Origin of the sequence: Streptomyces sp. H39-C1 (genome assembly GCF_027158125.1) — a bacterium.
GTDB lineage: Bacteria > Actinomycetota > Actinomycetes > Streptomycetales > Streptomycetaceae > Actinacidiphila > Actinacidiphila fildesensis.
The window spans coordinates 1-26270 of record NZ_JAPVLS010000023.1 but is presented as its reverse complement, the minus strand read 5'-3'; the positions used below and the strand labels follow the sequence as shown (position 1 = coordinate 26270).

Here is a 26270-nt window from a genome sequence, read left to right as displayed (position 1 = left end):
GACCGCAAAAAGGGCCCCCACCAAGCGGCGGAGGCCCTGCAAGCGACGAAGGTTCGACTAGGCGTCGATCACGTAGTCCAAGATGTAGGCGCTGGCGTCGAGCACCATCTCGTTGACCTCCACGACCCGACCTTCGGCCGTGACTGCTACGCGGACGATGATGACCACTGGCGTACCGGGGCTCAGCTGCAGCCAGACCTTCTCCTGCCGGTTCGGCATCCGGATCCGCAGTTCTTCCTTGAATCGAGCCGGGCCAAACCCCAGCTCTCCGAGTCGCGCATAGATCCCGCCATCGCCAGTTTCGATCTCTGCGATGGCGGTCCCGTCGGCGATCTCGGCCGGCAGGTAGGAGTCAGACTTCAGGACCGGTTTGCCATCAATGAGGTAGCGGCGACTGCGGCGCACGACCGCCTCACCTCGGCGAATGCCGAGCGCTTCCGCTACTCGAACGGTTGCCTCGATGCGCTCAACCTTCGCATCGGCCACAGTGGGGGTCTTGTCCTGGACGTCAATCGCCCACATGGACACGCCAGCACCCCAAACCTCCTGCGACAGCCTCCGGTTCGCCGGACGTCGGATCGGCTTGAATTCGCGGACCCTTGTGGCAGCCCCCTGGGTCGCCGTCGTGAGCCCTTCATCCCGGAGCCGCCGAAGCGCCTTGGTAACAGTGTCGCGACCGGCACCGAACTCGGTCATCACGTCGGCCTCACTCGGCACCTTGGCACCCGGGGGCAGCTCGCCGCTCTCAATGCGCTCGCGAAGAGCGTCGGCGATGGCCTCATAGCCAACGCCTGCTGCGCGCTTCCTTCCCGGCACGGCACCTCCTGGTCCGATGCTTCTACTGCAGGATGCCCATGTCGCGGGGGCACCCAATACTTGACCTAGACGTTGAAGTGGGCAACTGTAAGTTCCAGCAGTCCCACGAGTCTGCAACCTAGCAATCATTACCGCTGGCCTGCGACAACGGGTCGCACGCCGAACGGACGAGTCTGTATGCCCGCAATCAACTGTACGCACCACATCCACGTCTAACACCTAGCTGGCACTGCAGACCAATGCCTCTGGCCGCTGAACGATCACCTCCGGGAACCCCTAGGCCTTGGCGCGCAGGTGTGGATGAAAAGTTCTTGGAGTGACACGCGGTCAAGGCGCGTGCAGAGGGATTGCTTTGATGTATCTTTCGTCGAATCTGTTGATGATCCGGGGAGGTCTGGTGTCCGAGCTGCTCGAGGCCGTAGACGCGTTGCTCAACCGTCCCGCTGACCTGCCTGCGCCGCCGGTGCGGGGACGGCTCCGCAGAGCGGATCGGCTCACGCAGGAGCAGGTAGCCAAGGCTCTCGGCGTAAAGCGCCTGGCCGTCGTGAGGTGGGAGGCCGGGAAGACCGAGCCTCGCCCCCCATACCGGGAGGCTTACGCCCGCCTACTCAGGGGTCTTGCAGCCAAATACCCTGCAGCGCTCGCCGAACCTGACCAGGCCGAAGCCAGTTAGAAGATCGTGATGACCGCACGCGCGCCATAAAACGCGAAGCGGCCCCCGTCGCCACAACGGAGGCCGCTCCCTAGCGATCGACTCGAAGACTTCCAGGAACCCGAGTCGGAGCAGTGAGGGTGACCTCGCCTGCCGGGTGTGCCCGTGGACCTTGCGGTCCGCGTGGTCACCTACCCCCAGGATAGGCACAGCTCACCAGATAGCCAGTGCAGAGCACCTTTTCGCCCTGTTTGTCTGGTCACATCAGCTGCTCCCGACTCCCCGATTAGGGGAGATCCACCTCATGTACCACCAGCTCCACCGCCGCAGCCCGCCGGCCGCGGAATCCATCCCGGCAAAAAAGATCCAGCCGGGATGTCACATTGGCCGGGCTGCCGGCACTTCCCCGGGTATGACCACTTCTCTGCCCAGAACCGCTGCAGGGCCCGTCCGGTCCCGCCCGGCCGTCGCGCCGCTCCTTGATCATGTTTTCCGCCCTGCTGTCGCTGCGGGACGTTCGCGGTCTCGCCTGTTGTTCCCTGCCGGCAACCCGCAGTCTTCGCTCGGCCGCGGCGGGGGTGCTCGGTGAGTTCTCAGGCTTTCCGTCCGGCCGAGGTTTCCCTTGGCCTGGACTATGTCGAGTTCGATGCCCGTCTGGCGCGTGATGGTGAGTGCAAGACCGTGGTGAAGGCCACCTACATGGCGCTGGCCACGTTTGCCGACACCGATGAGCACACGACCATGAGCCCGGCCACTCTGGCCGGGCTCTCCGAGGAGGCGCGGCGGGCACTACTTCCGTACCGGTCCTCGATCGGCGCGCGGGTGGGGCGCTCGGTGGACACCGTGGACAAGGCGAACCGCGAGTTGGTGGAGCGGGGGCTGCTGCTGATCGCTCCGCAGGGTTCGGCGTCGGGTGAGCGGGACGCGAACGTCTATCACCTGACCGATCGGGAACAGTGGGCCCGCCGCGTGCTGGAGCGGGCGCAGTTGCGGGATGCGGCGCTGGCCGCCGGCCAGCCGTGGCCGGCGCGTTCGACCGGCCCCTACGTGCCGCGGGTCCGGCGTGACCCGGGGTTCGATTTCATCAAGCTGGATGCTCCGACCGTGGCCAATGGGGCGAAGTCCCCGAATTACAAGGCGGTGTACGCAGCGGTGGCGACGTTCGTTCACGGCAAGCAGCGCACCAGCAGCGACCGCCCGCCGACGTACAAGGAGCTGTGCGCGTCCACAGGCCTGGGGCGCAGCACGGTGGCCGCGAACATCTCCGAGATGGCCGACGACGGGCTGCTCCTGATCACCGAGCGGTACGACGAGGAGAACGGCGGGCGCCTGGCATCCGCATACACGCTCATGGACGGGAAGTGGTGGGCGCAGCGAGCCCTGAAACGGATGCGGGATGCAGAGGAGGAGCACATCCGGGAGAACGACCTGGCAGAGGGGGTGGCCGCACCAGCTGGACGGGGGTGGCCGCATGAGCTGGACGGGGGTGGCCGCACCAGCTGGACGGGGGTGGCCGCACCAGCTGGACCCCATTACAAGAAGGTGTTCAGAAGTAGGTCAGAGACGGGGTTGGCTGACGCCGTAGGCAAACCTGCGGGTGGTTTTGCGCGTGCGGGTGCTCGTGACGGCGCGGCCGCCGAAACCGGGACAGCCGGTGGCGGCTGCGCCGCGTCACCACCAGCGATCCCTCCTCAGCCCCAGCGCCAGGCTTCACGCAGCCCAGGGACTAAGACGCTCAAGACGAGCCCCCGGAAGAGCTCTGCGGGCTTCGAGATGGTCCGGGCAGCGATTCCGCCTGAGGTCGCCCGCCCCGGAACGCGCCTGTACCCAGGCCTTCACCGGGCGATCAACGACCTGCTGTGCGGGAACAGCGCCGCGGGCATCCCGCGCCGGACTCCGGAACAAGTCATCGCCCGGCTCAACCGCCGCTGGTTCGGCATGCAGGCCGCCGAACGCTCCCTGCCCACCTACCGCGGTTGTGCCCGGTGCACCACCTCCGGCTGCAAAGCCGCCCGCCGAAACCAGGAACACCCTGAGGGCTGCGACCGGATCATCAACCGCTGCTCCTGGCTGGCGGCTGCACTCCTTGAGCAGGACTGTCCCGACCCGGCGTGCGAGGACGGTGTGCTCCTCGATTCGGGCACGGACTGCCCCGACTGCGAGCAGCGGAAGGCCGAGAGGCGGGCCGTGGAGCGAGTTCGGGTCGAGGCCGAGGAACGCATGGCACGGGAGACCGAGACATCAGCTGGACGACAGGCCGCGCACGAGCGCCACGCAGAAGCTGCGGCCGCGGAGGAGTACCGGGTAGGCCAAGCGTTGGCCGCAACCGGGGCGTTCGGTCGGCTGTTGGAGCATCAGATCCGCCAGCACATGGCGGCGTGGCGCGACCGGAACCTGGCCCCTGGCAGTCCACCCGGCTTCGGTAGGCATGGTGTGAGCGATGCTCCTGGTGTCCCCGTAAAACGGCCTGAGCATGCTCCTCGCTAACGATCACCCGCACTCTGGCCAAAGGGGTCTCCGGGGTGCAGATCGGCCAGCAGAACAGCGTGAAGGCGCGGACCGGCAGGGGCATCAGCAACAGCTGGCAGGCGCTGCGCAGAGACCACCCGCTGCTCAAGACGTTGTGCACGAGCCGGAGCGCCGGTTCTGACGGTCAGCGGCGACGGTCCGCGCTACAACGGATCACGAGGTAGCCGCCGTCGGGCGAACGGACCAGGCCCATGGACGGTTGGTCGGGCGAGGCAGGTCCTGAGTAGGACCGTGGTGCCGGCCCCCATCGTCAACCAGGTCGCACCACCTTCGTGGTAACGGTCCCCTCCCGCTGCCATGGCGGTGCTGGGCCGGAGTGTCGTGGGGCTGGGCTGCGCCCACATGCGCATCGGCTTCCCCGCCCCTGGCTGCGGCCGAACGATGGAGCGGTGGCCCCGGGGTCTGACGCAGTGGTCAATGTGCACGACGTGTCCTCGGGTAGCCCTCGTTTCTGCTATACCGCCGTTATTGCCCGGTATCCGCCAGACGGAGTGTGCCTACGTGATCTATGACTGCGCTATCTGCGTTCAGCCGGTCGCTCTCCATCCGGAGGCAGGTATTTCGATTGCGGGAGTGACCAAGGGAGGGCCCGACATCTGGGTGTGGGGCCCGTACCCGATTCACCCTGGCGTGTGCCGCAGCAGCCTCGTCAGCCCGTATGATCGCGAGCTCGACAGCGGAGATGAGAGCTACGTCTTCGCGGATGTGACCGTGCCGGCGGGCACACCGAAGACCGACCAGCTGCTCGCCCATTGGACGAAGGCGCTGCCCGGTTCGGTTGCCCACCGCTTCCCCCGGCAACTGTCCCGATACGGCTCAGACCACCAGATCGGGCGGGAAACGCCCTGGCCCGCGATGGACTCTCTGCTGGACCTGCGCCCCGCTCGTTTCGTGTGCCTTGGCACGCGCGCGCGCAGCAGGGAGGCAGAGGCCGGCTACGACATTGCGGTGCACACCGCGGCCCAAGGGACCCAGGTGGTGCTCTTCGCGCCCGCGCTCACGCCGCGCAACCACGTAGCGGGCCTGACGGTCGACCGGACCCAACCGCTGACCCCCGACCACGTGAAGGGGGTGCTCGCCTCGATGCGCGCGCACGGCGTGCGCGTGGGTCTCGTCGTCATCGACCGCCTGCAGCTCATGCACGTCGATTCCACGACCCGGCTCTACGGCCCGGACGAGGACCGCGATCCGGACGAGCCGGAGGTGTTCGTCCCGCAGCGCCCGGTGCGGACGGAGGACGACGTGAACGAGGTCGGAGTGGAGTTGAAGCGGATCGCGATGGCCGCGGAATTTGAACAGCCGCCGATCCTGCTGCTCGCCCGGCTGGAGCGGCCGCGGCGCACCGGTGTGCCGTTGGAGCTCGCCGACCTCGGTATCGCTGCAGAACTGGAATACCCCGCCGACGCGGTGCTGCTACTCGACCGCACAGAACCTGGCAAGGTCAGTGTCCTGGTGGCCAAGGATCGTTCGGGGCCAGCACCCGACCGCCTGACGGTCGACTGGTAGCCCCCGCGCAAGTCGACTTCGCCGCCTTGCCGACTTCGCTCTCACGGAGTGTCATGCCGCTAAACCGTCCCGCGTGGTTTTCCGCCATGAATATTTGGTGGCTGCCTGCCGTCGGCGAGGACATCGCCGCGCGCGTCACGCCCTTGGGTGTCGACGAACACCGGCGACTTCACCTGGCCTGCAACATCGTGGCGTGGAGAACTCAGCTACGGCTCTTGCACGAACCGCTCCTGATCAGGATCAAAACGCACATACCGGACCAGGGCATGTCCGAACTCTGCATCGTGCCGCACCCAGGGACCCAGGGATGACCGAGGCGGACACACCTCAGCGCGCACCCGATCGACCGCCAGGACCGCAGGCACGGACGAGAAACGGGCATCGCCTGACAGCCTCACGGAAACCTACAATGGCGCTGTCGCATCGCAACTCGATCATCTCTCGGTCACCGTGCCCCGCGAGGAGCACGGCCTGAGGTCGACGCATACCGCGGGGAAGTCTTATGGCTGGTGCTGTCATTCGTTGTCCCTCCTGCCCGGACCATCCGACCCTTCCCGGAGCCCCGGATAGCGACACTCGCAAATGCATCCGATGTCAGGGAGAAAATCGGTGGCTGGCCTCGCCGCACCCCAGCGACCACCTGTGCGATGTGTGCCGCACGGAGTGCCCCCGCTGCGATGCGCCGACCGGGCGCGACACCGTGGGCCTGTGCCGGACCTGCCGCGGCCTGTGCCGCACCTGCGACGGAACGCTGCCTAAACAGACCGAGGAACCCGTGCGCTGGCACCGCCCCCTGCCGGCCGCCGCCCCCGGAAAGCCGGAGCGCCGCTCGCGTCACTTCTTCTCCTCCACCTGGAAGCGGGACCTGTGCGACGACTGCAAGCACAGTGAGGGCTTGGCCCGGGAGCAGCGCGTGCTGTTCGCCCTGCCCACCAAGGTGATGCGGGCCTGCGGCGGCATGGCGCCGGCCAACGTCATGCGGCTGATCCGCGCCGAGCTGGAGTACCGGACGCCCCAGCAGCTGATCGACCGTATCGAGCGGCGCTGGTGGGGTGGCTGGTCGAATCGCCCCTTGACCGACGCCGGTGACGAGGGCAGTTGGGAGGCCTACGGGCCGGACAACGTGGCCCTGTGGCTGGTTACCCCGACGCAGTGCGACGGCGACTGCGAGGACGGATGGGTCCGGGACAATCCCGATGAGCAGTGCCCGGTCTGCCACCCGCCACGCCCACACCGCCCGCTGGTCGAGCCGATGAGCCCGGTCGCCGAGGACATGATGGCCACGGCACGGTCCGTCGTCCGCGATACCCAGGCCCCCCGTTCCCGGGCGGAGTACGTCCCTACCGCGGCGACCGAAACCCCGGCGCAGGAGGCTGAGCGCGCCCGTCAGCGGGCAGAGCGCGACCGCAGGAACGCCACGAAGCGGGACCGGGGCGAGATCACAGCAGTGCACGAGGCGCAGGACCCCGTCTGGGCGGCCGCGGCCAAGCGGGCCCGCGAGGAACGGCAGAACCGCGGGCGGGGCCCTGGCCCCGAGCGGTAAGGCGGAATCGGCGAACACCCGGATCAGTCGGCCGCATCGTGAACGAAGGATCAGCCGCGGTTGGCGGCCTCCAGCCGGCCAGCAGCAGGGGAGGGACGAGGTGGCTCAAGTGCCAGTACCGCCAGCCGTCGCCGGTGAGGGCGACCTGGTGCGCCGGGCCATGCAACACGCCCGGCAAGACGCCCGCCGCCGATCATTTGTCGCCGCCCGATCCAACGTGCACGCCAAGCCCCCCAGATCGGGGAAGCGCCGGCCGGTGCTGCTGCGCGACGCGATCACAGAACTGCTGGCACGAAGGGGCTGGCACAATACAGAAACCATGATCGTTATGGGCCAGTGGGCCACGCTCGGCGAGGATCTCGTCGCCCACTTGGTGCCGGTCGGTTTCGATTCGGCCACCGGTACCCTCCAGATCCGGGCGGACTCTTCCGCCTGGATGACACAGGCCCGTTTGCTCGCCCCGTCGCTCGTCCAGTGGATGAACCAAGCCCTGCGCGCCGACACCGTGCGCGAGATCGTCATCGCCGGGCCGCCCTCCCGCCAGCAGCCCGCCCCTGCCAAGGCTCCCGCCACGAACCGTAGGCACAGCGTGGCCCCGTCCAGCCCGCACGACCCGCAGCCCCCGCTAACCGGACGGCAGCCGGCCGCACCGGCGAGGCCCGGCTCAATGGCCCGCTCGGAGCACAACCCCCCGCCTACGGACCCAGGAGACACCGAGGTCCTCGCCGCGATGCGCCGACAGGCCGCAGGGACACCACGGGAACCCGAGCACCTGTTCGCCCGCAGCCTGGAGCTCCAAGCACACCGGTCCCAGAACCCGCGCTCAGAAGCCGATGACGTGCGCGCCCGCGCTCTGGCCAGGGCTTGCTCCGAGAAAGCCCTTCTCTCCTAAAAGGATCAACCCGCGTGCTTCGGCTCGCTACGCTGGCCTGAGCGCCGAGGACCAGGGCCTCGCTGCTGACGAAGAGTGGGGGCGGCGTGACCGAGGACGAGACCGAACCGGCAAGCCCGCCCCACGACCTGCCCGCGGAGAAAGCTGTCCTGAGGGCGATGCTGCGGTCCCCGGAGGCCGTCGCCGACATCGTCGAAATCCTCGTAGGCGACGACTTCTACCGCCCCGCCCACGAGACGATCTACACCACCATCTTGGAGATCTACGGACGGGCCGAGACCGCCGACCACGCCAGCGTCGGTACTGAACTGGAACGGCTGGGCAAGTTGGAGCAGACCGGCGGCCGCGGCTACCTCCTCACCTTGCTCGACGGGGTCGGCCACGCCGGGCCCTGGATCAAGGAAGCCGAGCGTGTTCAGGCGATGGCGGTGCTGCGGCGTATGAAGCAAGCAGCCGCCCAGATCGAGAACCACACCGCCGAAGGCACGGCCGAGAACCTGGACCGTGTCATCGACACCGCCCAGGCGGAGTTCTTCGCGGCGACATCCCGTCGCCGGATCCGGATCCCCACTGCCCACCCGCTGAGCGAAATCCTGGAGGGCGCCCTCGACGAGATCGAGGCCGTCGGCAGCCGGCAACACGGCGGACCCAGCGGTATCCCCACCGGCTTCACCGATCTCGACTTGCTGACCGGCGGCCTCTATCCCGGGCAGCTGATCGTCATCGCCGGCCGGCCGGCCATGGGCACAAGCACCCTCGGACTGGATTTCCTGCGGGCCGCGGCCATAGGAGAGAACCGGCCCGCCGCGCTGTTCTCGATCGAGGCCCGTCGCCTGGATATCACCCAGCGCCTGCTTGCTGCCGAGTCCCGTGTCGCTCTGCACCACATGCGCGGTGGAACCATGACCGACGAGGACTGGGCCCGTCTGGCCCGGCGCATGCCGGACATCTCCGCCGCCCCCCTGTTCATCCAGGACGACCCCTACTCCAGCTTCACGGAGCTCCGCGCCCACTGCCGGCGCCTGCACCACCAACACGGCCTCGAACTCATCGCGGTCGATGACCTGCAGCTGCTCAACTACGGCACCCGCCCCCTCGGATCCCGCTATGAGGAAGTCTCCGAGATCTCCCGCTGCCTCAAGCGCCTGGCGAAAGAACTCGATATCCCTGTCGTCGCCATTTCCACCCTTAATCGCGGCCCCGAACAACGGATCGACAAAAAACCGCTCGTCAGCGACCTTCGTGACTCCGGTGCGTTGGAGGACAACGCCGACCTTGTCATTCTCATCCATCGCGACGACGCCTATGAGAAGGACTCTCCTCGCGCCGGAGAAGCGGATCTGATCGTTGCCAAGCATCGGTACGGCCCCACCGCCACCATTACCGTCGCGTTCCAAGGCCACTATGGACGGTTCGTCGACATGGCTGGGAGCTAGCCCCCGACGTGTAGGCTCACATTCCCGATGTCCCTTTCTCGTTAGCAGTGGCCCTTTTCTGGCCCAAGGGACAAGACAGTGAGACGAACTCCTGTCTGATCGTTCGCCCGTAGTAGTGCTGATCCCGGTCTCGACGAGTCTTCACTATGTGGACGGGCAGATCGACGAGAACCGGCCCTGGCCGACGACGGGTGTCGATGTCTTCTAGCCATCGAGCACGGACTGGCCTGCCTCAGCCCGCGTCCGGCGCCTGGGTGTCGTCGGATACTGTACTGGTCCCCGAGGGCCCGGGCGGTGGGTTGGCAGGCTTCTGCGGCGCGATCCGGGCGGTTACTGTGCGGGTGTCTTGTAGGTCTCGGACGTCGCCGAATTCGCGCTCAACGCGCTTGCGGCGGCGGAAGGGCCAGATACCTCGCATTGCGGGGTCTCCTCATTGTCGGGGTGTGAATTAGGGGTGTAGCCATTCGACGATGTCACCGTCCTTGAGTGACACCCAGACCCCGGCAGTCGCGTTCACCTGGTCGCCGATTGTGCCGTCCGGGGCGATGTGGTGCTGGTCCTCGATGAAGATGTCGCGTGGCTCGGGGTAGGTACTGACGAACGATTTGGTGGCGAACCAGCCGCCGACCCATCGGCCGTCGCCGAGCCTGATTCGCACCCACCGGCCTTCCAGCCTGCTGGCGACCTGATCCCACGCCGTCGGCACGGGTGAGTTCGTGGTGCCGCGCGTTGGCACTCTGACCGGGAACCGGCCCATCACCGTCGCCTGGCGCCAGCGTGGCTCTCCGTGTCGGAGGTAGGCGAGCAGTGCTGGGACGAGTAGGCCAAGACAGAGGACGGCGAGGGCGCCGAGGCGGGGCTGCGACCGCAGGGTGTCAGTACCCTCAGTGACCCATCTGACCGCTACCTTGCCGAGTACCAGCAGGTACATAGTGTCGAGGAGGATGCTGACAAGCATCGCCTGCAGGACCCGGGGCGTCCAGTCGCGGTCGTGGGGGCGGGTACCGGAGACGGTCGCCCGGACTACGCCGTAGACGATGCCGGGCAGGACGAGCACCAGGAAGACGGCGACGGCGTACGTGGTCGTGGGGATGGTCATTGGGGTCCCTCGTCGGCCGGCCGGTTCGCGCTGTCGAGCCCCTCGGCCCAGTCCCGTAGCTCGTTGACCGCAGTACCAAGGTCAGCAGGAAGCTGCTCGCCGGGCCCGGCGAAGTACTGGTCGATGTCGGCGAGCATCTCGTAGATGACGTTTGTGCCGTCACTCATCCGGTGCAGCGCGATGAAACTGCGGGCGAGTTCGACCTGGAGGCGCACGAGGTCCGTCCGCCACCAAAAAATGTCCCAGCCGTGCTCCCGGAGCGTGGCGATCGCGAAGCGGAGGCACTCGATCGCATCGTCCGTCGACCCGGCAGCGTGGAAGACCTCGGCGGCATCGGCGCTGGCAATGGCGGCGAACGGCCGGAACCATCTGACGTTGCTCGGGATCAGTTCGGAGTAGAGCTTCGCGGCACGTTCCGCCACCTCCAGCACGTGATGGTGATCGAGGTCCCGGCGTTCGAGATGGGTCAGGGACAGGTGGGTGCAGTACGCGGCGAGCGCGGCCCGGCCTCGCACGGGCTCGCGTTCGGTGGCCTGCCCAAGCAGGTCGAGCACCTCGATGGGTGGGGCAGCGCCCATCACCGTCTCCGTGCTCTCGCCCATCCGGGTAGCCAGTTCATGGACGGCTTCCCGCACCGTCGACCACTTGCCGACTTGCCCGTCGATGTCGTACGCCACGATGAGAGCGTCGACAGCCTTAGACGTCAGTCCCACGCGTCGTGACTTCGTCGCTGACTGGATGAGCATTCGCTGCCACTCCAGCCGACTCTCCGGGGTGCCGTCTCGTCGGGCCTCCTCTGACCTCTTCAGCACGATGTCGATTTCCATGTTGCGAAACGCCCGGCGTGGGCTCGTCGGGCGAAGGTGCGCTGGCCAGATGAGGGACTGACCGGTCCGTAGCCGTGCGCCGATGGCGGTGCACGCCATGAACGCGAGCAACATAAGCAGCGTGAATCCACCGAGTTGCACGAATTCGGTGACTCCGAATTCTTGGAGGCCGCCGAAGCGCATCGGCCACCAGTGGAAGTCCGACCACGGCGGCTTCCACCGGGGGTAAAGCAGGGGGCGCAGGACGTTGGGTACCGGCGACAACCCAGCCTTGAGACTTTCCAGCCCGATGAGCCAACTCACCAACCCGGCCAATCGGGCGACGGGCTGACTGATCGTGGCGACGAACCAATTGGGTGCCCGGCGCAGGCCCCGCAGTACGGTGGCCCGGTGGGCCGCTCCGGCGACCTCAACGCCCGCCAGGGCCATGAATAGCAGGGCCTTCAGTGCTTCAGGCAGGCCCGTGTGGCGCAGTAGCGCACCTGTCATGAGGACCCCGACGGCGGTCACCACGGCGAACGCGAACGTCGACCGCGTCAGTTCGGCGAAGTAGCCGGTGATTTGACGCTGGAAATTGGCGAGGAGTCGTCGGGGTTTATTCCGCTCCTGCATCGTGGCGAAGGCCAGAAACTTTCGCACGGTCATATCGCGTCGCGAGGGGGCGTACATTCTGCGGTGCCGACGAAGCCACGTACGCAACTGCCTCAGCGTGGCTGCGTCGGTGGCCGTCCTCAGACTCTCGTCGAACTGTCGCGTACCGATTTCTTCACGGACGTCGTTGAGAACATCCAGCGGTTGCTCGATAGCGAACGGTGCAGCGCTCCCGAGGGCAACCTTGAACGCTCGGACCGCGGTATCCATCGCATCATCGTGCCTGCCCTGCCACTTGTGGAGGTCGGCGAGTTCGGCCAGCCCCTCGACCCGGGTCTGGTCGTCGTCGATATCCTCGGCAAGATCCAGTGCCTCGTCCAAAGCGGCCATTGCGGACTCGTAGTTGTCTTGGCGCCGGTACAGGGCCGCCATCATCCGGTACGTGCGGGCCTGGCCAGGCAGATCTTTGGTGGCCCTTTGCATCTCCAGCGCCATGCCGTAGCACCGTTCAGCGTCATCGATTAGGCCCATGTCCGCAGCGAGACCGCCTAAGCGCTGAGAAATCAGACCGAAAGTCGCGAAAGCGACTGACGGATGAGCATCCGTGATCGACTGAGCGCGCCCATAGGCGACACCGGCCTCGTGCTGCAGATCGAGCGAAAGGTACAGGTCGCCGATGTCGATGTGCACCAGGCAGGCGGACCGGTGGTCCTGTTCGACTTCATAGCGCGCGAGGGCCCGGCGCAGGTGTGCTTCGGCCTCGGTGTGGCGCTTCTGCTTGAGGTCGGCAAGACCGATGTACCGGTAAGTGTCAGCGATGCCGAGTGTCGCGCCGAGCTCTTCGCCGCGGGCCCGTGCCTGGTCGAGCAGTTTCTGGCCTTCACTCTCCTCGCCGTTGCGGATGGCGAGGCCGCCGAGCCGACGCAGGGTCTCGATGATCTCGGCCTCGTCGCCGATCCGGCGGAACGTGGCCAGGGATCGGTCGAAATGCCGCTGCGCCACCGTGTCATCGCCCGCGAGAACCCAGAGGTCCCCGATACCCCGCTCAATGCGGGCCGCGTCTGCGGATGCCGGGTCCACCCAGCCTTGCGCGGTCTTGTAGTGGCGCTGTGCCTCCGACCACTGGCCGAGGTCGGCCAGCGCCCGGCATGCCTGGTTGCTGACCAGCAGCGCCTCGCCCAGTTCTCCGGCCGCCTTCAAGTGGTGGCGGGCCTGCAGCAGTGGGTCGGCGAGGCTGGCGGGCTGCTCATCACGCCGCCAGAAGGCCGCGGCACGCCGGTGCGCGTCGGCCGCATCAGCTGGCCACATCCGCAGCAGGCGACCAGCGACCCATCGGTCGACGAGGTAACGGTCGTCCGCCCGGGCGACCAGGCCCGCTGCACAGAGGCGATCCAGCGCCGTGTCAATCCGCCCACGGGAGTTCGGTGCAGTGAACGCGTCGGCGCCGACCGGCACCTTGAACACCGCCACATCGAGCAGTAGCCGCCAGTCAGCATCCATGGCGAGCTGGGTCAGGCCAGCGGCGTCCGCCGCTTCGTCGATGACAGCCTCAACGAGTCGATCCACCTCGTCGTTCCCCGCTGGCGGTGCCTGACCGGCCCGCACCGCGACCTGATGGCAAATGCCCGGATGGCCGCCGACTGCCTGCAGGACTCGGGTCTGTGCGTTCGCGTCCAGAGTGGACAACCGTCGGGCGAGCAGACGCGCCTCGACGGGGTGCAGAGGTCCGACTTGATGCCGGTGCATTCGGGGGGTACCGGGAAGTGCGAACCTCCGGCGGGCGGTGAGCACCAGCGGCGTGGTCGGCGTGAGCTGGGTCCAGGTGGTGAAAAACCAGGCGAGTTGCTGGTCGGCGAGCAGCCAGTCGGCTTCGCCGGGCGCGGCCGGCGGCAGGAGCACGGCGTCGGGAACATTGGCGAGCAGCAGCACGGGGCCGTGTTGCATTGCCGGCCAGATTGTGTCGAGGTAGCGGAACCAGGAACCGACGCCTTGCCACGGCTCCAGATCCAGCGCATCAGCGATGCTGTCGAGGACACCGCCGACCCCTCTGTCACAGGGGACACGGACAATCCGTGGCGCTCCCGGCAACCGGTCGGCGAGCGCATGGGCCAGGCTGCGCACCCCGTTGCCACCGAGGCCGTGCAGCATTATGTGCGGCTCGTGCGACTTCAGGACTCGCCCCAGCGTACGCAGCTCGGCGCGTCGACCGACGAACGGAATACGGGCCGTTCGCTGGGCCACCGGCCGCTCAGCGGGCATGTACAAGGGACCAGGATCTGCGCCGGTGAACAGCGCCGGCACCCACCATTCCACCTGTGCCTGGCCGGGTGCCGTCCGATCACCTTGCTCTCTCGCCTGCTCCAGGCCCTGGCGGGTCTGGGTCAACGCCGTTAGCGGATCGACGGCGGGGTCCGCGGCGAGTAACTGATAGAACATACCGGCGAGTTCGGTCGCATAGAGGCCACTCACCGTTGCGGTCATGGCCAGGACGGCCGGAACCCCGTGCTGGAGCAGTCCCCGGGCCATCCCCTTGAACTCATCTGAGTCCTCGATACCGGTATTCGCGCTCGACCCCGTAGAGCACGCCGCGAGTACGACGAGGGGTGGCACGTGTCCCGATGACAGCAAGGCTGCGGCGAAGCGGGCGGTGGACACGTAGTCGGGGTAACCCTCTTCGTCCTCCAGTACCAGCACCCCGGGTGCGGCGTGAGCCGTCACGTGCAGGACATGGAACGGTCCGGTACGCAACCTCGCTTCGATCGCCGCGAGGGAACCCCACTCCTCTTTCTCGAACTCGGCTCCCTGGCTACCGTGCACCGCGGGATCGGTCGCCGACAGCAGCCGGTCGACCTCGGCCTCGTAGTCCAACCGCTCCTCGCCGCCGAGCTCAGGGCTTGCGACGACGGCGAGGATCCGTAAGGGCCCGGCGGTCGGCACCGCCGCTGCCTGGGACCGCACCGGCACCGTGCGGAACACCTGCAACCGCCGGTCCAGTGCGAACGACTCCGATTCCCCAGGCGGTACCGTCATCTCCCACGGTAGGTCGGCAAGAGCAGGGTCCTCGACCTCGATCGCGAGCCGCAGCGCTTCCCCCGCCCGCAGTGCCACACCGAGAGCGGCGCCGGCGTCCCCGGCCAGGAAGTGCTCTCCCAGCCGTCTGCCCAGCCGGTCCAGGGCTGCGACGTATCGCTCGACCGGCGCGTTGGTCGCGGCTGTGCCGCCGCCCGCCCGGCGCCGCGCTTTCGCCACCGCCCGCAACTCCGCGTCGATCTGACCCCGTTCCCCGCCTGGACGGTGCCGAGCCATTATGCCGTCGTGCTCGAATGCCACATCGTCGACGGTGATGCGCAGCCGCGCGGGAACCCCCATATATGCAGCCTAGATTCACAGACCGCAATCTCACCCCTTTTTACGACAATCGTAGCGAGACCTGGCTGACTGGTCCTCATGGTCCGCCGCTCCCTGCTGACTAACCCGGGCTCCTGCTGCGGGTCCGTCGATGGCAGCACACACGCGTTCCTAGGACTTGCGTATCCCCAGCGCCGAATCGCCCGAGACTAGACGGGGCAGATCGATGGCGAACCGTCCGGACCACGGCGCCAGCAAAGGAGGTCTCGCCCCGTCCGCGGGCAGTCGCCAGCCAGGCAAGGCTTCCACGGCTTGGGACCCTGCAGGCGGTCCGTGACCGTCCATCACCTGGGAACGCGTGGCCGAGATCCCGCTCAACGAGCCCATGGAGTAGACCACGAGATGGGCCAAGATCGTGAGACAGAAGTGCCGTGTCCCTCAGATGAGACGACTGGAAAGCCCCAGGTCGTTGCCGTGGGACAGGACATTCCGAATGCGCGCCTACACGACTGTAGGGTCTCAGATTTCGCTGCACAGTCTCACGCCCCGCTTCATATCGGCTGCACTTATGAAGCAGCCGTGAGACCAGCAGGTCGGCGCGTTCACTCTTTCGGGCTGCTTGGCTCCAAGCTCAGACGTCTGCTGAAGAAGCCCCACACAGCCCTCCGCGCAACCGATCACGCCGAGGAGCAGGGAGGAAGTCAGCCCCGACGCTGACTGCTGGAACCAGCCATTGCTGGCCCGCAGTTCGCCGGAAGTCCCTCCACCACCATGAAGATGGCCTCCTCTGCCGTGTCAGCTTCACCGACGACTGTCCCGCGGGAAGGCCCGCAGACTCGGTATCGTCCGTCGCTCAGCGGGTCGATGAACGGCACGTCCCACGAGTACGGGAACCCGGTGCAGGTCGTGAAGCGAAGCGACCAATGGCTGGTGAACGGATACAACTGCCGCAGCTTCGGTTCGGCTGACGCCATCTCGGCGAGCGCCAGTGTCTGGCGGGCGAGGGCGAGCTGATACGCCTCCTGGCGCAAATCCTTCAAGAGGAGCCGCCACTGCACGGCGACCGCTTCGGCTGGACCGCGTTCATGCGCTTCGGCCAACTCGCTCACCACGATGAAGGGGGCAGCCTTCTGGATCTCGCGGAGCCCGGCCCCGTTTCGCCAACCGGCTGCGGCCCGGGACAGCTCTTCCAGATCGGAGGTCGAGCCCGAGAGCAGTTGAACACCTTGACGCAGGCCATTGATGTTGAACCAACGGCTCTCCGACCCGATGAAGATCCAGCAGGGCTCCCGGCCAGGAGCTGTGCTGGTAACGCCGGCTGTCCGCAGCGGGTCCGAATCGTTGCTCAGCACCGTTTCCAGATCGAGCCCCTGCTCGGCACCAGCCAGTGCCAGGGCCGCGGCCAGGCTGCCGGCAGCTGTAAGGTCCGGATAGAGATCAGGGTCGGCGGGAGTTGGTTCGTGTCGAGCAGGGCGCGGGGAGTTCGAGGTCACCGCCGGAGTCTGCCGTCTGCTCCGAGGAAATGGCCACCCTCGTGAGACGGACCGTCCCTGCCACACGGTGAGACAGGTCGCAGAGCGCCAGGTCAGCGAGCTCCGTCATCACACGAATCGAGAGAACCTACATCGCGGTGTGGGATCTCAAGTTCGGCTGCACAATCTCACCGCCCGCTTCATATCGACTGCACTCTCCGTGTTCCTCGACGAATTCGCCCACGGTCGAACTGGCTGGCGAGCCCCGCTGCAACACTTCCCACCATGTCTGGGGCCACGCCTCCCTGCCCCTCTCACTCTCCGCGCACGCGGATCATGGGTGAGCTACCATCCGCGCATGCGCGGACAGTTCACCGGCTGGCCGGAGCAGGCCATGGATGTGTTGTGGCAGCTCCAGGGCGAACCGACCCACGCGACCCGCGAGTGCTACCGCGCGGACCGCGAACGCCTGGTCCGGCAGCCGATGATCGCCCTTCTCAACGAGGTCGCGGACACCGACCCCCGGTACGAGGACTTCGCCGTCTGGCACTACCGCACCGACTCCTGGTGGTGGCAGCACCAGGGCGCGGTGATCCGGCTCGGCCGCAAGATCGAGATCGGTCTCCGGTTCTCCTTGGACGGCCTGCGGATCCAGGGCGCCTGGTGGTACCCCGACCCCGGCCAGGTGGACATGTTCCGCAAAGCCGTGGCCTCCGAGGGGAGCGGCCGCGAACTGTCCGCCATCGTCGAGGACGTGCGGAAGAAGGGCTACGACATCTCCGGGGATGTGATGAAACGCCCCCCGCGCGCTTATCCGACAGACCACTCCCGTACGAACCTGCTGCGCCACCGTTCTCTGATCGCCGCGCGTCCCCTCGGCTGCGAGGAGTGGCTGCACACCCCCGAGGCGGTCGGCCGGGTCCTCTCGGCCGCCGCCGACCTGGACGCCCTGCTGATGTGGCTGGTCCGCCACGTGAAGCGCGCCGCCTGACATCGCGAGGCCTCCGCGCGGCACACGACGGATGTGGCAGGCGGTCCGAACAGTGACCTATCGTCGGCTTGGCACCCCGAGGCCGCGTGGAGCCTTAGGCTCGTTTCGACTCGGGCGAGCGGGAGGGGATGCCACATGTCACAGGGACAGGACGAGGAATACGGACCTGGAAGTCCGGACTACGGCTTGTCCTACGCGCCTGATCCGTCGGCGGTGGCGGACTATGGCCCGGGGAGCCCGGACTACGGTTTGTCGTACGAATCCGACCCATGGGTGGAAACGGCGCCGGACGAGCACCCGGAGCGCAGCTTCCGGGAAAGTGATTTCGGCGCGGACGACGCCGAGTCCATGTGGGAGGCGGCCTTCCGCGACGGTCACATCACCCGGGAGCAGTTCCAGAACAGACGGCGAGTAGAACCAGCTCCCGCACGAGAAGAGGCTCCGGATGCGGGGCCGGTCATTAGGTCTGCGGTGGAGAAGCTGCGAGCGAAGCTCACCGATCCTGGCCTGTCATCCGAGCAGCGAGCTCTGGATGAGAGGGCCCTGGCGTCGCTTGAAGAGATGCTCGACAAGAAGCAGACCGGACCTGACGGCCCACCGGACGTTTCATAGGTAGGCCGCGAGGCTGTGCTCGGGCCCCATGGGAAGAAGATGCTGCTAAATGGGCGCTCCCATGAGCGCGAGGCCCGATGGCCCGGGTACTCGCGTACGGGTTCCCGTGGCCCCGGCGTTCCGCGGAACCCGCGCGCCTTCGTGTGCGGGAGACGGGAACGAGCGGGCAGTCGGTCGGGGCGGTCATCATGCCGAGGCTCCCTCCGGGCAGTGCGGCACGGCCCGTAGGCGGGCGAGTTCTGCCTCCCGTTCGGTGGCGAGCTTGCGGTGGTACTCCAACAGCCAGGCCGGCGGAGCGTGGAAGACCGCGGCCAATTCGTCAACGGTCGTCACCACGAGGTGGTGTTTCTGCACCGTGGCCAGGGCGGCGACCTGCAAGGCCTTCGCGACCTGGCCGGGCTTCAACCGCTCCTTCGGTGGTTTGGCCAGCAGCGTGACCGCTCGTTGAGAGAGCAGCATCTCGGGGTGCGGAGGGCCCGCAGGCGGTACTGGGCGCGGTGCCGCCGCCGTCGTTTCCCCCGAAACTGCCGGGCGCGCAGCCGGCGTCCGGACCGGCGGTGGTGGCGGCGGGGGAGAAGGGGCCGGTGGGGTGCTCGTGCCCATGGTCTGCCGGACGTAGTTGACTGAGCGTTGGTGCGCCAACAGGCCGTGGAAGTCCACCAGCCAGGTCGGCGGATCGGCGAACACCTCGTGCAGGCCCGTGACTGTGGCGATGGTGAGGCGGAAGCGATCGAGGGTACCGGGCGCCAGCTGTAGAGCCTGGGAGACCTGGAGCTGTGTCAGGGCGACGTCGCCGGGCCAGGACAGCATCTCTGCGGCACGCTTCGAATGGAGCAGGCAGGAGCCCCATCCGGGCGGTGCGCTCCCCATGGAGTTCGCGGCGGGGGAACTGTCGGCCTGAGGCGTGACCGGCCGGGCCAGGGACTGCTGCGGCGCGGGGGCGTCCGCGCCGCGCTGAGCGGCGATGACCGGAGGTGCCGCCTGCGGGGCCGGGACGGGTACGAGGCGCTGGTGGTGCTCGGCGAAGGCCACGAGTTTCGCCACGGCTCCGGCCGGGACATGGGCCCATCGCGGCTGGGGCCGGTGGTTCGGACGCGCCCTGGTGTCCTCGTACCGAAGCGGTACCCGCCAACCTTCTTTCCGGGCCAGGGCGGCCGTCTGATGGGCGGCGCCGTCGGAGACGTTGCCCACGGCCAACAACACGTCCAGGAGTCTGCCCTGGGGGGTGTCCTCGGCTTCCTCACAGGGGGTGCAGATCCGCCAGACACGGCCCCGGATATCGAGTTCGCAGGCTCCTGGCCGGGCTGGTCCGCAGCAGTAGGCGCATCCCCAGGGGTTATCCGTGCCAACGGTGGGGCGCACCACCCTTGGTAGGGCGGGGACTGCGGGCAGGTCCGTCAGCAGGCCCTCGAGCATCGCCAGCTCTTCGGGCAACTGTTTGAGCAAAGGCGCGGGGGCCGGCTCGGGAAGAGGGGCCGTCTTGACCAGCGGGGCGTTGGTCGGCAGTCCGACGCGGGCCCGCAGCGTGGCAAGGCGCGCTGGATCGGCGACGGGGTAATCCGGGATGGTGCCGTAGAGCTGGGGGCGTTGTTCGGCCGCGCACAGTGCGTCTGTTGCTTCCGCGACGCAGACGGTGGAGACCCTTTCGTGCTGAGCGGCGCGGGTGAGCAGCGGGAGAAGGGCGCGGATCTCGGCGGCATCAGCGGCGGTCAGGACCGTCATCGCGGCCTCGGCACCGTCGGATTCGACATCGGCTGGTGCGGGCCACCTGCTCAGGGTGCGACAGGCCGTCGCCAAAAATTTGAAGGCATCCCGGCGAACACCGGCGGCGACTCGTACCCGCGTGGCCTGCTCGGCGGGTCCGGCCTCTCGAACGCGACGCTGCGCGTCCGTCACGCGGGCGCCCCAGGTGACCAGCCCGGCGCGCAGTTCAGTTTGCACCATCCGCGTACTATTTCGCACCTGAGCTCGGGAAAACGAAACGACTATCCCCCAACAGGCTAAATGCAGGCTAATAGCAACTACGTTGAAGGGTCTATCTTCCAGCAGGTCAAGGCGATCTGCAGGCGCGGATAGTTGCCCCTTCCGCCGACCTGAGCGTGACGAACTTCCTGGTCCTCCGTTTACGGATCGATACAGAATAAACTCCGACGCAGGTGGGCATGATGCGGAAGAAAGCACAGCACAATCGAGGGACCAAGCACGCGAAGCAGGCCAAGCAGCGAAGGGCCGCAGCGTCACGGAACGCCGCCGCATTCGGGGCTGTGGCGGCGAACCTGCCGCAGCTGTTGAGAGACGATTACCTCCTCGGCTCCATGTCCCCGTCATCGGGAAACTTCACCGATACCTACGCGACGGTCGACGAAGCGGTCGCCGCGGCGGAGGAGGCCGGCGGCGTTCTGTCGCGCTTCGCCTTCGACGACTCCGGTCAGTACGAGCGCAGTCTGCGCCGGGACGCGGGCGGCTGGCGGTACGAGGTGGCGCTATTCCCGCAGCAGACTCTGCGGGAGCTGGTGACGACAAGCTGGCTGGACGCCGACGACCAGGGCCAGGCCGTGGAACAGCTGCGGCGAGCTCTGGCCGCGTATGTGCCCGAGGACCTGCGCCACCCCGGACTCGAGGTGGTCCAGCGGCCGTCGACCACGAATGTTCCGCGCATCGGCTGGGCGCAAGATCTGTCGGTGGCCGGGATGCGGTCGTGGGAGGACGTGTACCTGGCGGAGAAAGAGTTGCCGCTGTTCGATCTGGTGCCGCTCGCCGACCCCGACAACGGCCCGTACTACCCGGCGCTGCCGCAGGAGACGTTCGCCCTGTTCCGCGCGCACGGCTTGTCCGCCCGTGAGTGCGCCGGCTGCGGTACGCCGGTAACCGACCGACACCCGCACTGGCCGGGCGTGCTGGTCAGCGTGGAGCACGAATACGGGCCGGTCTGCGACCGAACCCGCCTCGGTGGCGAGACCGCGCGGCGGGTCGGCCACGTTCTGGAGAGCGCCCAGGCACGGCCGGCCGCGCAGCTGACCGACAAGGAGCAGACGCTCCAGTGTCGGCACTGTAATGTGCACCTGACGGAGGAGCACCCCGACTGGCCGGGGGTGTGGACCGAGGCTGGCGGATACAGCAGCCCCGTCTGCGCCGTGGTCGGCTCCGGCTGCGACGACGACCAGGCTTACGACCTGATCGATTGCGTCTACCCGCACATCCCCGTCGGCCGTGACAGCCCTGCCACCGCCGCCATCGCCACCGCGCAGGGCGGCGGCTACTTTCTTCAGCCACGCTGGCCGAACTTCATGGAGAGCTGGGCGCAATAGCTTCAGGATGACATCAGAGGCGGAGATGATCTCCTGGAAGAGACGGCGTGCCCGGGACTGGGGCGGTCGACTCCGGCCCAACCATTCACTCGCCGACTGTCCATGATGGTCCGGCGGCCGACCCCATTCATCAGCGGGTGTCAACCGCCAGCTCCGCTGCTCGGCGGCGCGGCGCATGACTCTCGACGGCGGGTCGCCCCGTCGAGGTGCGGCACAATTCCCCTACTGCGGCATCGCATCCGGTGCACGCCGCGGCCGCCGCGTCGGCATGATGCGCGCGCAGTTTCACGCGCGGCGTGTGCAACTTCGCGGAGACCTGCCCACTGCCCGGGCTGATGCACCGATCGCCAGGAGAAGCCGCACAGTAGGAACAGGGCAGCAGCAGGGTCTCGGCATATTGCTCGGCCAGCTGCTCCTCGAGCCGCCGCTGCTCCTGCTCCCGGGCAGCCGCGGCCAGCCGCTCCTGCTGCTCACGGGCCTGAACGATCGATTCCCAGCTCTCGGGATGGTTCGGGCACGCACCGTGCACCACCAGATTCCAACGACAGGGGGCACCCGATTTCGTTGCCGCGCCACAACGCCCGGCTTCGTGATCGGGCCCGTGGTGTGGGCACGGCCCGTGTACCGCGGTGTTGTGCCGGCAGGGACGGCCCGTCGTCGCGGTCGTGACCCGGCACAGGGCGGAACGGACGGACCCCTCGCCGAGCGCAGCGATCTGTTCAGCCACCCCGGTCCAGGCTGCATCCTGTCCGGCCGCGCGCCACCATGCCGGCGATGCGCTGACCGTGGTCCACCCGGTGCCATCAGTCGCCACTACTGGCAGATCGGGCGGATTCAGCCGACTCTGCTGAGGAATCTCAGCCTTCTCATTCATTACCTTTGCCACAGAACGATATTTTAGGGATCTTTCAGTCGTGTCCGATGGCTTGGCCTGCCGGGCGAGTTGATCGGCCCCGTAGCTGGTCGTGCACGTTCCGGACGCCGAAATCGCGTCCCTCACCCTCGTCGGGACGGGCGACGCCATCCGTTCGTGCGGACCTGTGCGTCGATCGGACCGGTCAGTCCCAGGCGAGTTGACCGGCCGGTGCCTGCATCCGCAAGGCGGGAACGGGGATGTCGGTGTGGGTGATGCGGTGGGTGAGGGCGGTGTTGCGGCGCTGTGTGTGGTTGTTGGCGACAGCTCGTTGCACGGCGTCGCTCTGGCCGATGAGCATGACCCCCCGTCGGGCGCGGGTGACGGCGGTGTAGAGCAGGTTGCGCTGCAGGAGCATCATCCCGGCCGCGTTGACCATGGGGACGATCACGTAGGGGTATTCGCTGCCCTGCGAACGGTGGACGGTCAGCGCGTAGGCGTGGACCAGTTCGTCCAGGTCCGCGAAGGGGTAGGCAGCCTGCTCGCCGTCGTCGAAGGTGACGGTGAGGTGGTGGGTATCGGCCTCGACGGCGGTAATGATGCCGCTGGTCCCGTTGAAGACGCCGTTCTCGCCGCGGTGGCCGTTGTTGCGGACCTGCTGGACGCGGTCGCCGACGCGGAAAGCGGCCCCGCCGTGGTAGTGCTGGGGCTTGTCAGCGCTGGGCGGGTTGAGGCGCTCCTGCAGGCGCAGGTTGAGGTCCGTCATCCCGGCGATGTTCTTCTTGCCCGGGCACAGGACCTGGATGTCCTGCGGGCTGATAGCGAAGTGCTGCGGCATCTTGTCGGCGACCAGGTCCACCACCTGCTGCGCGATGTCGTCGGCGGAGGCAACGGGACGGTTCCAGAACACCTTGGGGTCGTCCCGGGGAAGTTCGCCGTGCAGGATCCGGTGGGCGTTGAGAACGATCGTGGCGCTGTCATCGTGCTGGCGGAAGACTTTGGTGAGCCGGGTGCGCGGGATGTCTTCGACGTCGAGGAGGTCGCGCAGGACACGTCCGGGGCCGACGCTGGGCAGCTGGTTGATGTCGCCGACGAGCAGCAGGTGGCAGCCGTTGCGGATGGCCACGGCCAGCCGGCGGGCCAGGGATAGATCGAGCATGGAGGCTTCGTCGATGACGATCAGGTCGGCGCTCTCTAGGACGCTGGCGTGGTCGAACAGGGAGTCGCCGTCGGGTGGCCGGATGAGCCGGTGCACCGTCATCGCGTCCTGCCCGCAGGTCTCTTCCAGGCGCTTGGCCGCCTTCCCGGTGGGCGCAGCCAGGGCGACGACTGCGCCGGCCGCGTCCGCGATGTCGACCAGGGTCCGCAGGGTGTGGGTCTTGCCGCAGCCCGGACCGCCGGTCAGGACGGACACGGGGCTGGTCAGGGCGGTCAGGATCGCCTGGTGCTGCTCATCGGTCAGGCCGGCCGTGTCCTGGCCTTGCAGCTCGGCCAGGCGCTCGCCCCAAGGGGCGAGGCCGGCAAGGGGGGAGGCGGAGGCGAGTAGGCGCCGTACATGGAAGGCGACCTGTGTCTCGTCCCGGTGCTGGCGCGGCCCCATCGCGATCTCCATCTCGGCCACGGTGCCGGTGCCGTCCGCGACGGGCAGCGGCAGCGTCTCGATCACGACGTCACCCTGACCACACACCGCCTGCAGCGCGTGGCGCAGCACCGCGTCCTCGAGGAGCTGCGCGGTCTCCGGGTCGTCGTCCGTGAGCAGCAGGCGGGTGCGGGCGATCAGCACCCGCGTCGTCAGATGGCAGTGGCCGTGGGCGCCGGCCTGGTCGAGTTCGTGCAGCAGGGCGGCCTGCAGGCGCTGGTCGCTGTGTTTGGGGATCCCGACAGCTAGGGCGATCTTGTCGGCGTTGTGGAAACCGACGCCGTACACGTCCCGGCACAAGCGGTAGGGGGTGCGCCGGACGATACGCATCGGGTCGTCGTCGGTGTCCGCATAGGCGGTGTAGATCTTTACAGCGAGCGCCGGGGAGATCTGCAGGCCCTGCAAGAAGACCATGATCTCGGCGATCGCCTTCTGTTCCTGCCAAGCCGCAGTGATCCGGCCCAGCCGGACCTGACCGATCCCGTGAACCTCCAGCAGCCTCGCCGGTTCGGCGTCGATGACCTTCAAGGTCTGCTCGCCGAAGGAGTCAACGATCGCGGACGCCAGGACTGGCCCGATACCGCGGATCATGCCGGAGGCGAGATAGAGGCGGATCGCCCGCTCCCCGGCCGGCATCGTGCGATCGCACTGCTCTGCCTTGAACTGTCGTCCGTGCCGCGGGTGGTGGACCCAGCATCCCTGCAGCCGCAGACTCTCCCCGGGCTGGACACCGAAGAGCGCCTTGCCGTGCGCGGTGATGGTTTCCTCGCCGCCGGACGTGGTGGCCAGCCGGAGGACGGTGCGCTCGTCGTAGCTCACATGCAGCAGATGGTCCACCACGCCCTCGATCACATCCAGGGCGTTCAGGAGCACTTGCTGGGGCACGCTCACCATCTCCAGAGGTACGTACGACTGCGGATCGTGTGATGCCGCCCTGGTTCGACAAGATCAGGATGTGCCTCCGGTCGGGGCCTGTCCTGCGGATGAAGGTTTCTGCTCACTCGTGCGGGTGACCTCTCCTCGAGCGGTCCAGCCACCAGTAACCCGCTCGGGTGGCAACCCGCTCTCGGAGCGAATCCTGCTCCTCCCGACGAACTGGCTTTTCGCCCATACAGGTCTGTTCGTCGGAGCTGGGGGAGAGAATCTCATCATGCCGCGCTACATGAAGATCAGCGATGTTCGGGCCATGACCTATGCCGAGTTAGAGCGGTGGTGGGAGGTCGACTTCGACGTGCTGGTCACGACCGCGATCGCCGAGGCCACCGGTGACGTGGATGCCACGGTGTCAGCGGCCTTGCACAGCGACGACTGGCTGGAGCAATGGGCGGACGCCCTGTATGCCGCGGCCGGGGAACTCGCTTCCAGCGTGGAGCGCATTACCTATACCCGCGACGAGCGGCTGGCGAAGGTGAAACGTCAGGCCGGTGTCGTGCATCAGCGCATGGGCCAGGTCAATGGATTACTCAAGGAACGCCGTGGTGATCAGGGCTGGGACATGCTTGCCCCGCACCTCAAAGACACCCGGCTGATCGCGCTGTCAATCCTGGCCAAACATCACCAGGAGGAATCCGCGCGGTTGCGCGCCGAAGAACTCGCCCGGCGCGGCCTGCCCTTGGAGCCCCCCATGTACGAGGTGTCCTACCGGGATGGTCTGGAGGCCATCGAGGACGCTGTCCGGCACCAGCTGATCAAGGCACCGGTCAGCCCGCGAGTGCGCGCCCTACAGGCTGCGGCCCCACACAAGATCACTTCAGTGGTGGCGGGGGACGTGACGCACCAGCAGGAACGATGCGACGACCTCCGACACCCCCTGCTCCTGCGCAGCTGGGCCGCGGCTCTGGAGCACCTGCGCGACCGCCACTGCGCGTTGGCCGGCATCCCGCCCGAGTTCACCACCTCCCTGGCCACGCTGGATTTCAGGGAGCTGCGGGCGATGCGGGGCGAGCAGGCATGGGACATCATCAACCGGCGTCGGTTCATTCGGGCGTTGGCACAGCGGTGGCGTGAGTGCGCGATGCACATCCGCCAGCTAGGGCGTGTGTGGGGTTGTGATCAAGGCTGTGATTCGAGGTGTCGGATCCAGAGGAGGCCGGCACATAATTCGAGTCCGGCCTGGTAGCTTTCGGGTTTTTTGTCGTAGCGGACGGCGAGGCCGC

At 67.4% G+C, this 26270-nt stretch carries 18 protein-coding genes; 11 read left to right on the top strand and 7 right to left on the bottom strand.

The window, feature by feature from the left end:
- Nucleotides 1-57 precede the first annotated feature (57 nt).
- On the bottom strand, nt 58-816 hold the full coding sequence (locus O3W51_RS17275) for a GntR family transcriptional regulator (RefSeq protein ID WP_269286541.1): 759 nt from the start codon (nt 814-816) through the stop codon (nt 58-60).
- 355 nt (nt 817-1171) lie between these two features.
- On the opposite strand from O3W51_RS17275, the gene O3W51_RS17270 reads away from it, so the two are divergent.
- From O3W51_RS17270 to dnaB, 7 genes are all read left to right on the top strand, one after another.
- Complete coding sequence (locus O3W51_RS17270; protein ID WP_331284074.1) at nt 1172-1489, top strand: helix-turn-helix transcriptional regulator; 318 nt, start codon at nt 1172-1174, stop codon at nt 1487-1489.
- Nucleotides 1490-2053: 564 nt separating this feature from the next.
- The gene (locus tag O3W51_RS17265) at nt 2054-3955 is read left to right on the top strand and encodes a hypothetical protein (protein ID WP_269286538.1); all 1902 of its coding nucleotides are present in this window, start codon (nt 2054-2056) and stop codon (nt 3953-3955) included.
- Between the two features lie 543 nt (nt 3956-4498).
- Complete coding sequence (locus O3W51_RS17260) at nt 4499-5503, top strand: DnaB-like helicase C-terminal domain-containing protein (protein WP_269286537.1); 1005 nt, start codon at nt 4499-4501, stop codon at nt 5501-5503.
- Between the two features lie 53 nt (nt 5504-5556).
- On the top strand, nt 5557-5814 hold the full coding sequence (locus tag O3W51_RS48860) for a DciA family protein (protein ID WP_443048294.1): 258 nt from the start codon (nt 5557-5559) through the stop codon (nt 5812-5814).
- A 464-nt stretch (nt 5815-6278) separates the two neighbouring features.
- Complete coding sequence (locus O3W51_RS17255; protein ID WP_269286534.1) at nt 6279-7046, top strand: hypothetical protein; 768 nt, start codon at nt 6279-6281, stop codon at nt 7044-7046.
- Between the two features lie 109 nt (nt 7047-7155).
- Nucleotides 7156-7938, top strand: a complete 783-nt coding sequence (locus tag O3W51_RS17250) for a DciA family protein (protein ID WP_269286531.1) — start codon at nt 7156-7158, stop codon at nt 7936-7938.
- Nucleotides 7939-8024: 86 nt separating this feature from the next.
- Complete coding sequence (dnaB, locus tag O3W51_RS17245; protein WP_269286529.1) at nt 8025-9374, top strand: replicative DNA helicase; 1350 nt, start codon at nt 8025-8027, stop codon at nt 9372-9374.
- 448 nt (nt 9375-9822) lie between these two features.
- Here dnaB and O3W51_RS17240 read toward each other — a convergent pair whose 3' ends face one another.
- The 3 genes from O3W51_RS17240 to O3W51_RS17230 all read right to left on the bottom strand — a co-directional run bounded on the left by O3W51_RS17240 (nt 9823) and on the right by O3W51_RS17230 (nt 16732).
- On the bottom strand, nt 9823-10473 hold the full coding sequence (locus O3W51_RS17240) for a DUF6338 family protein (protein ID WP_269286526.1): 651 nt from the start codon (nt 10471-10473) through the stop codon (nt 9823-9825).
- Nucleotides 10470-15260, bottom strand: a complete 4791-nt coding sequence (locus O3W51_RS17235) for a CHAT domain-containing tetratricopeptide repeat protein (protein WP_269286524.1) — start codon at nt 15258-15260, stop codon at nt 10470-10472. Before O3W51_RS17235 ends, O3W51_RS17240 begins: the two co-directional genes overlap by 4 nt.
- A gap of 680 nt (nt 15261-15940) precedes the next feature.
- Nucleotides 15941-16732, bottom strand: coding sequence for a DUF6193 family natural product biosynthesis protein (locus O3W51_RS17230; RefSeq protein ID WP_269286522.1), 792 nt, complete (start codon nt 16730-16732; stop codon nt 15941-15943).
- Nucleotides 16733-17069: 337 nt separating this feature from the next.
- Between O3W51_RS17230 and O3W51_RS17225 the strand changes: the two genes are divergently transcribed.
- Complete coding sequence (locus O3W51_RS17225) at nt 17070-17702, top strand: DUF2461 family protein (RefSeq protein ID WP_269286520.1); 633 nt, start codon at nt 17070-17072, stop codon at nt 17700-17702.
- A 135-nt stretch (nt 17703-17837) separates the two neighbouring features.
- Nucleotides 17838-18314 (top strand): hypothetical protein, encoded by a 477-nt coding sequence (locus O3W51_RS17220; protein ID WP_269286518.1) that lies wholly within the window; start codon nt 17838-17840, stop codon nt 18312-18314.
- Nucleotides 18315-18500: 186 nt separating this feature from the next.
- Here O3W51_RS17220 and O3W51_RS17215 read toward each other — a convergent pair whose 3' ends face one another.
- Entirely contained in the window at nt 18501-20258 is a 1758-nt protein-coding gene (locus O3W51_RS17215; RefSeq protein ID WP_269286516.1) for a hypothetical protein, read from the bottom strand.
- Nucleotides 20259-20602: 344 nt separating this feature from the next.
- Between O3W51_RS17215 and O3W51_RS17210 the strand changes: the two genes are divergently transcribed.
- Nucleotides 20603-21622, top strand: coding sequence for a hypothetical protein (locus O3W51_RS17210; RefSeq protein WP_269286515.1), 1020 nt, complete (start codon nt 20603-20605; stop codon nt 21620-21622).
- Nucleotides 21623-21752: 130 nt separating this feature from the next.
- On the opposite strand, the gene O3W51_RS17205 is transcribed toward O3W51_RS17210, so the two are convergent.
- The gene (locus O3W51_RS17205; protein ID WP_269286512.1) at nt 21753-22496 is read right to left on the bottom strand and encodes a zinc finger domain-containing protein; all 744 of its coding nucleotides are present in this window, start codon (nt 22494-22496) and stop codon (nt 21753-21755) included.
- A 184-nt stretch (nt 22497-22680) separates the two neighbouring features.
- Complete coding sequence (gene recD2, locus O3W51_RS17200) at nt 22681-24999, bottom strand: SF1B family DNA helicase RecD2 (protein ID WP_269286510.1); 2319 nt, start codon at nt 24997-24999, stop codon at nt 22681-22683.
- A gap of 265 nt (nt 25000-25264) precedes the next feature.
- Here recD2 and O3W51_RS17195 point away from each other — a divergent pair, with 265 nt between their 5' ends.
- Nucleotides 25265-26233 carry a hypothetical protein gene (locus tag O3W51_RS17195; RefSeq protein WP_269286508.1) on the top strand — a complete coding sequence of 323 codons (969 nt, stop codon included), beginning with the start codon at nt 25265-25267 and terminating at the stop codon, nt 26231-26233.
- The last annotated feature ends 37 nt before the right edge of the window (nt 26234-26270 follow it).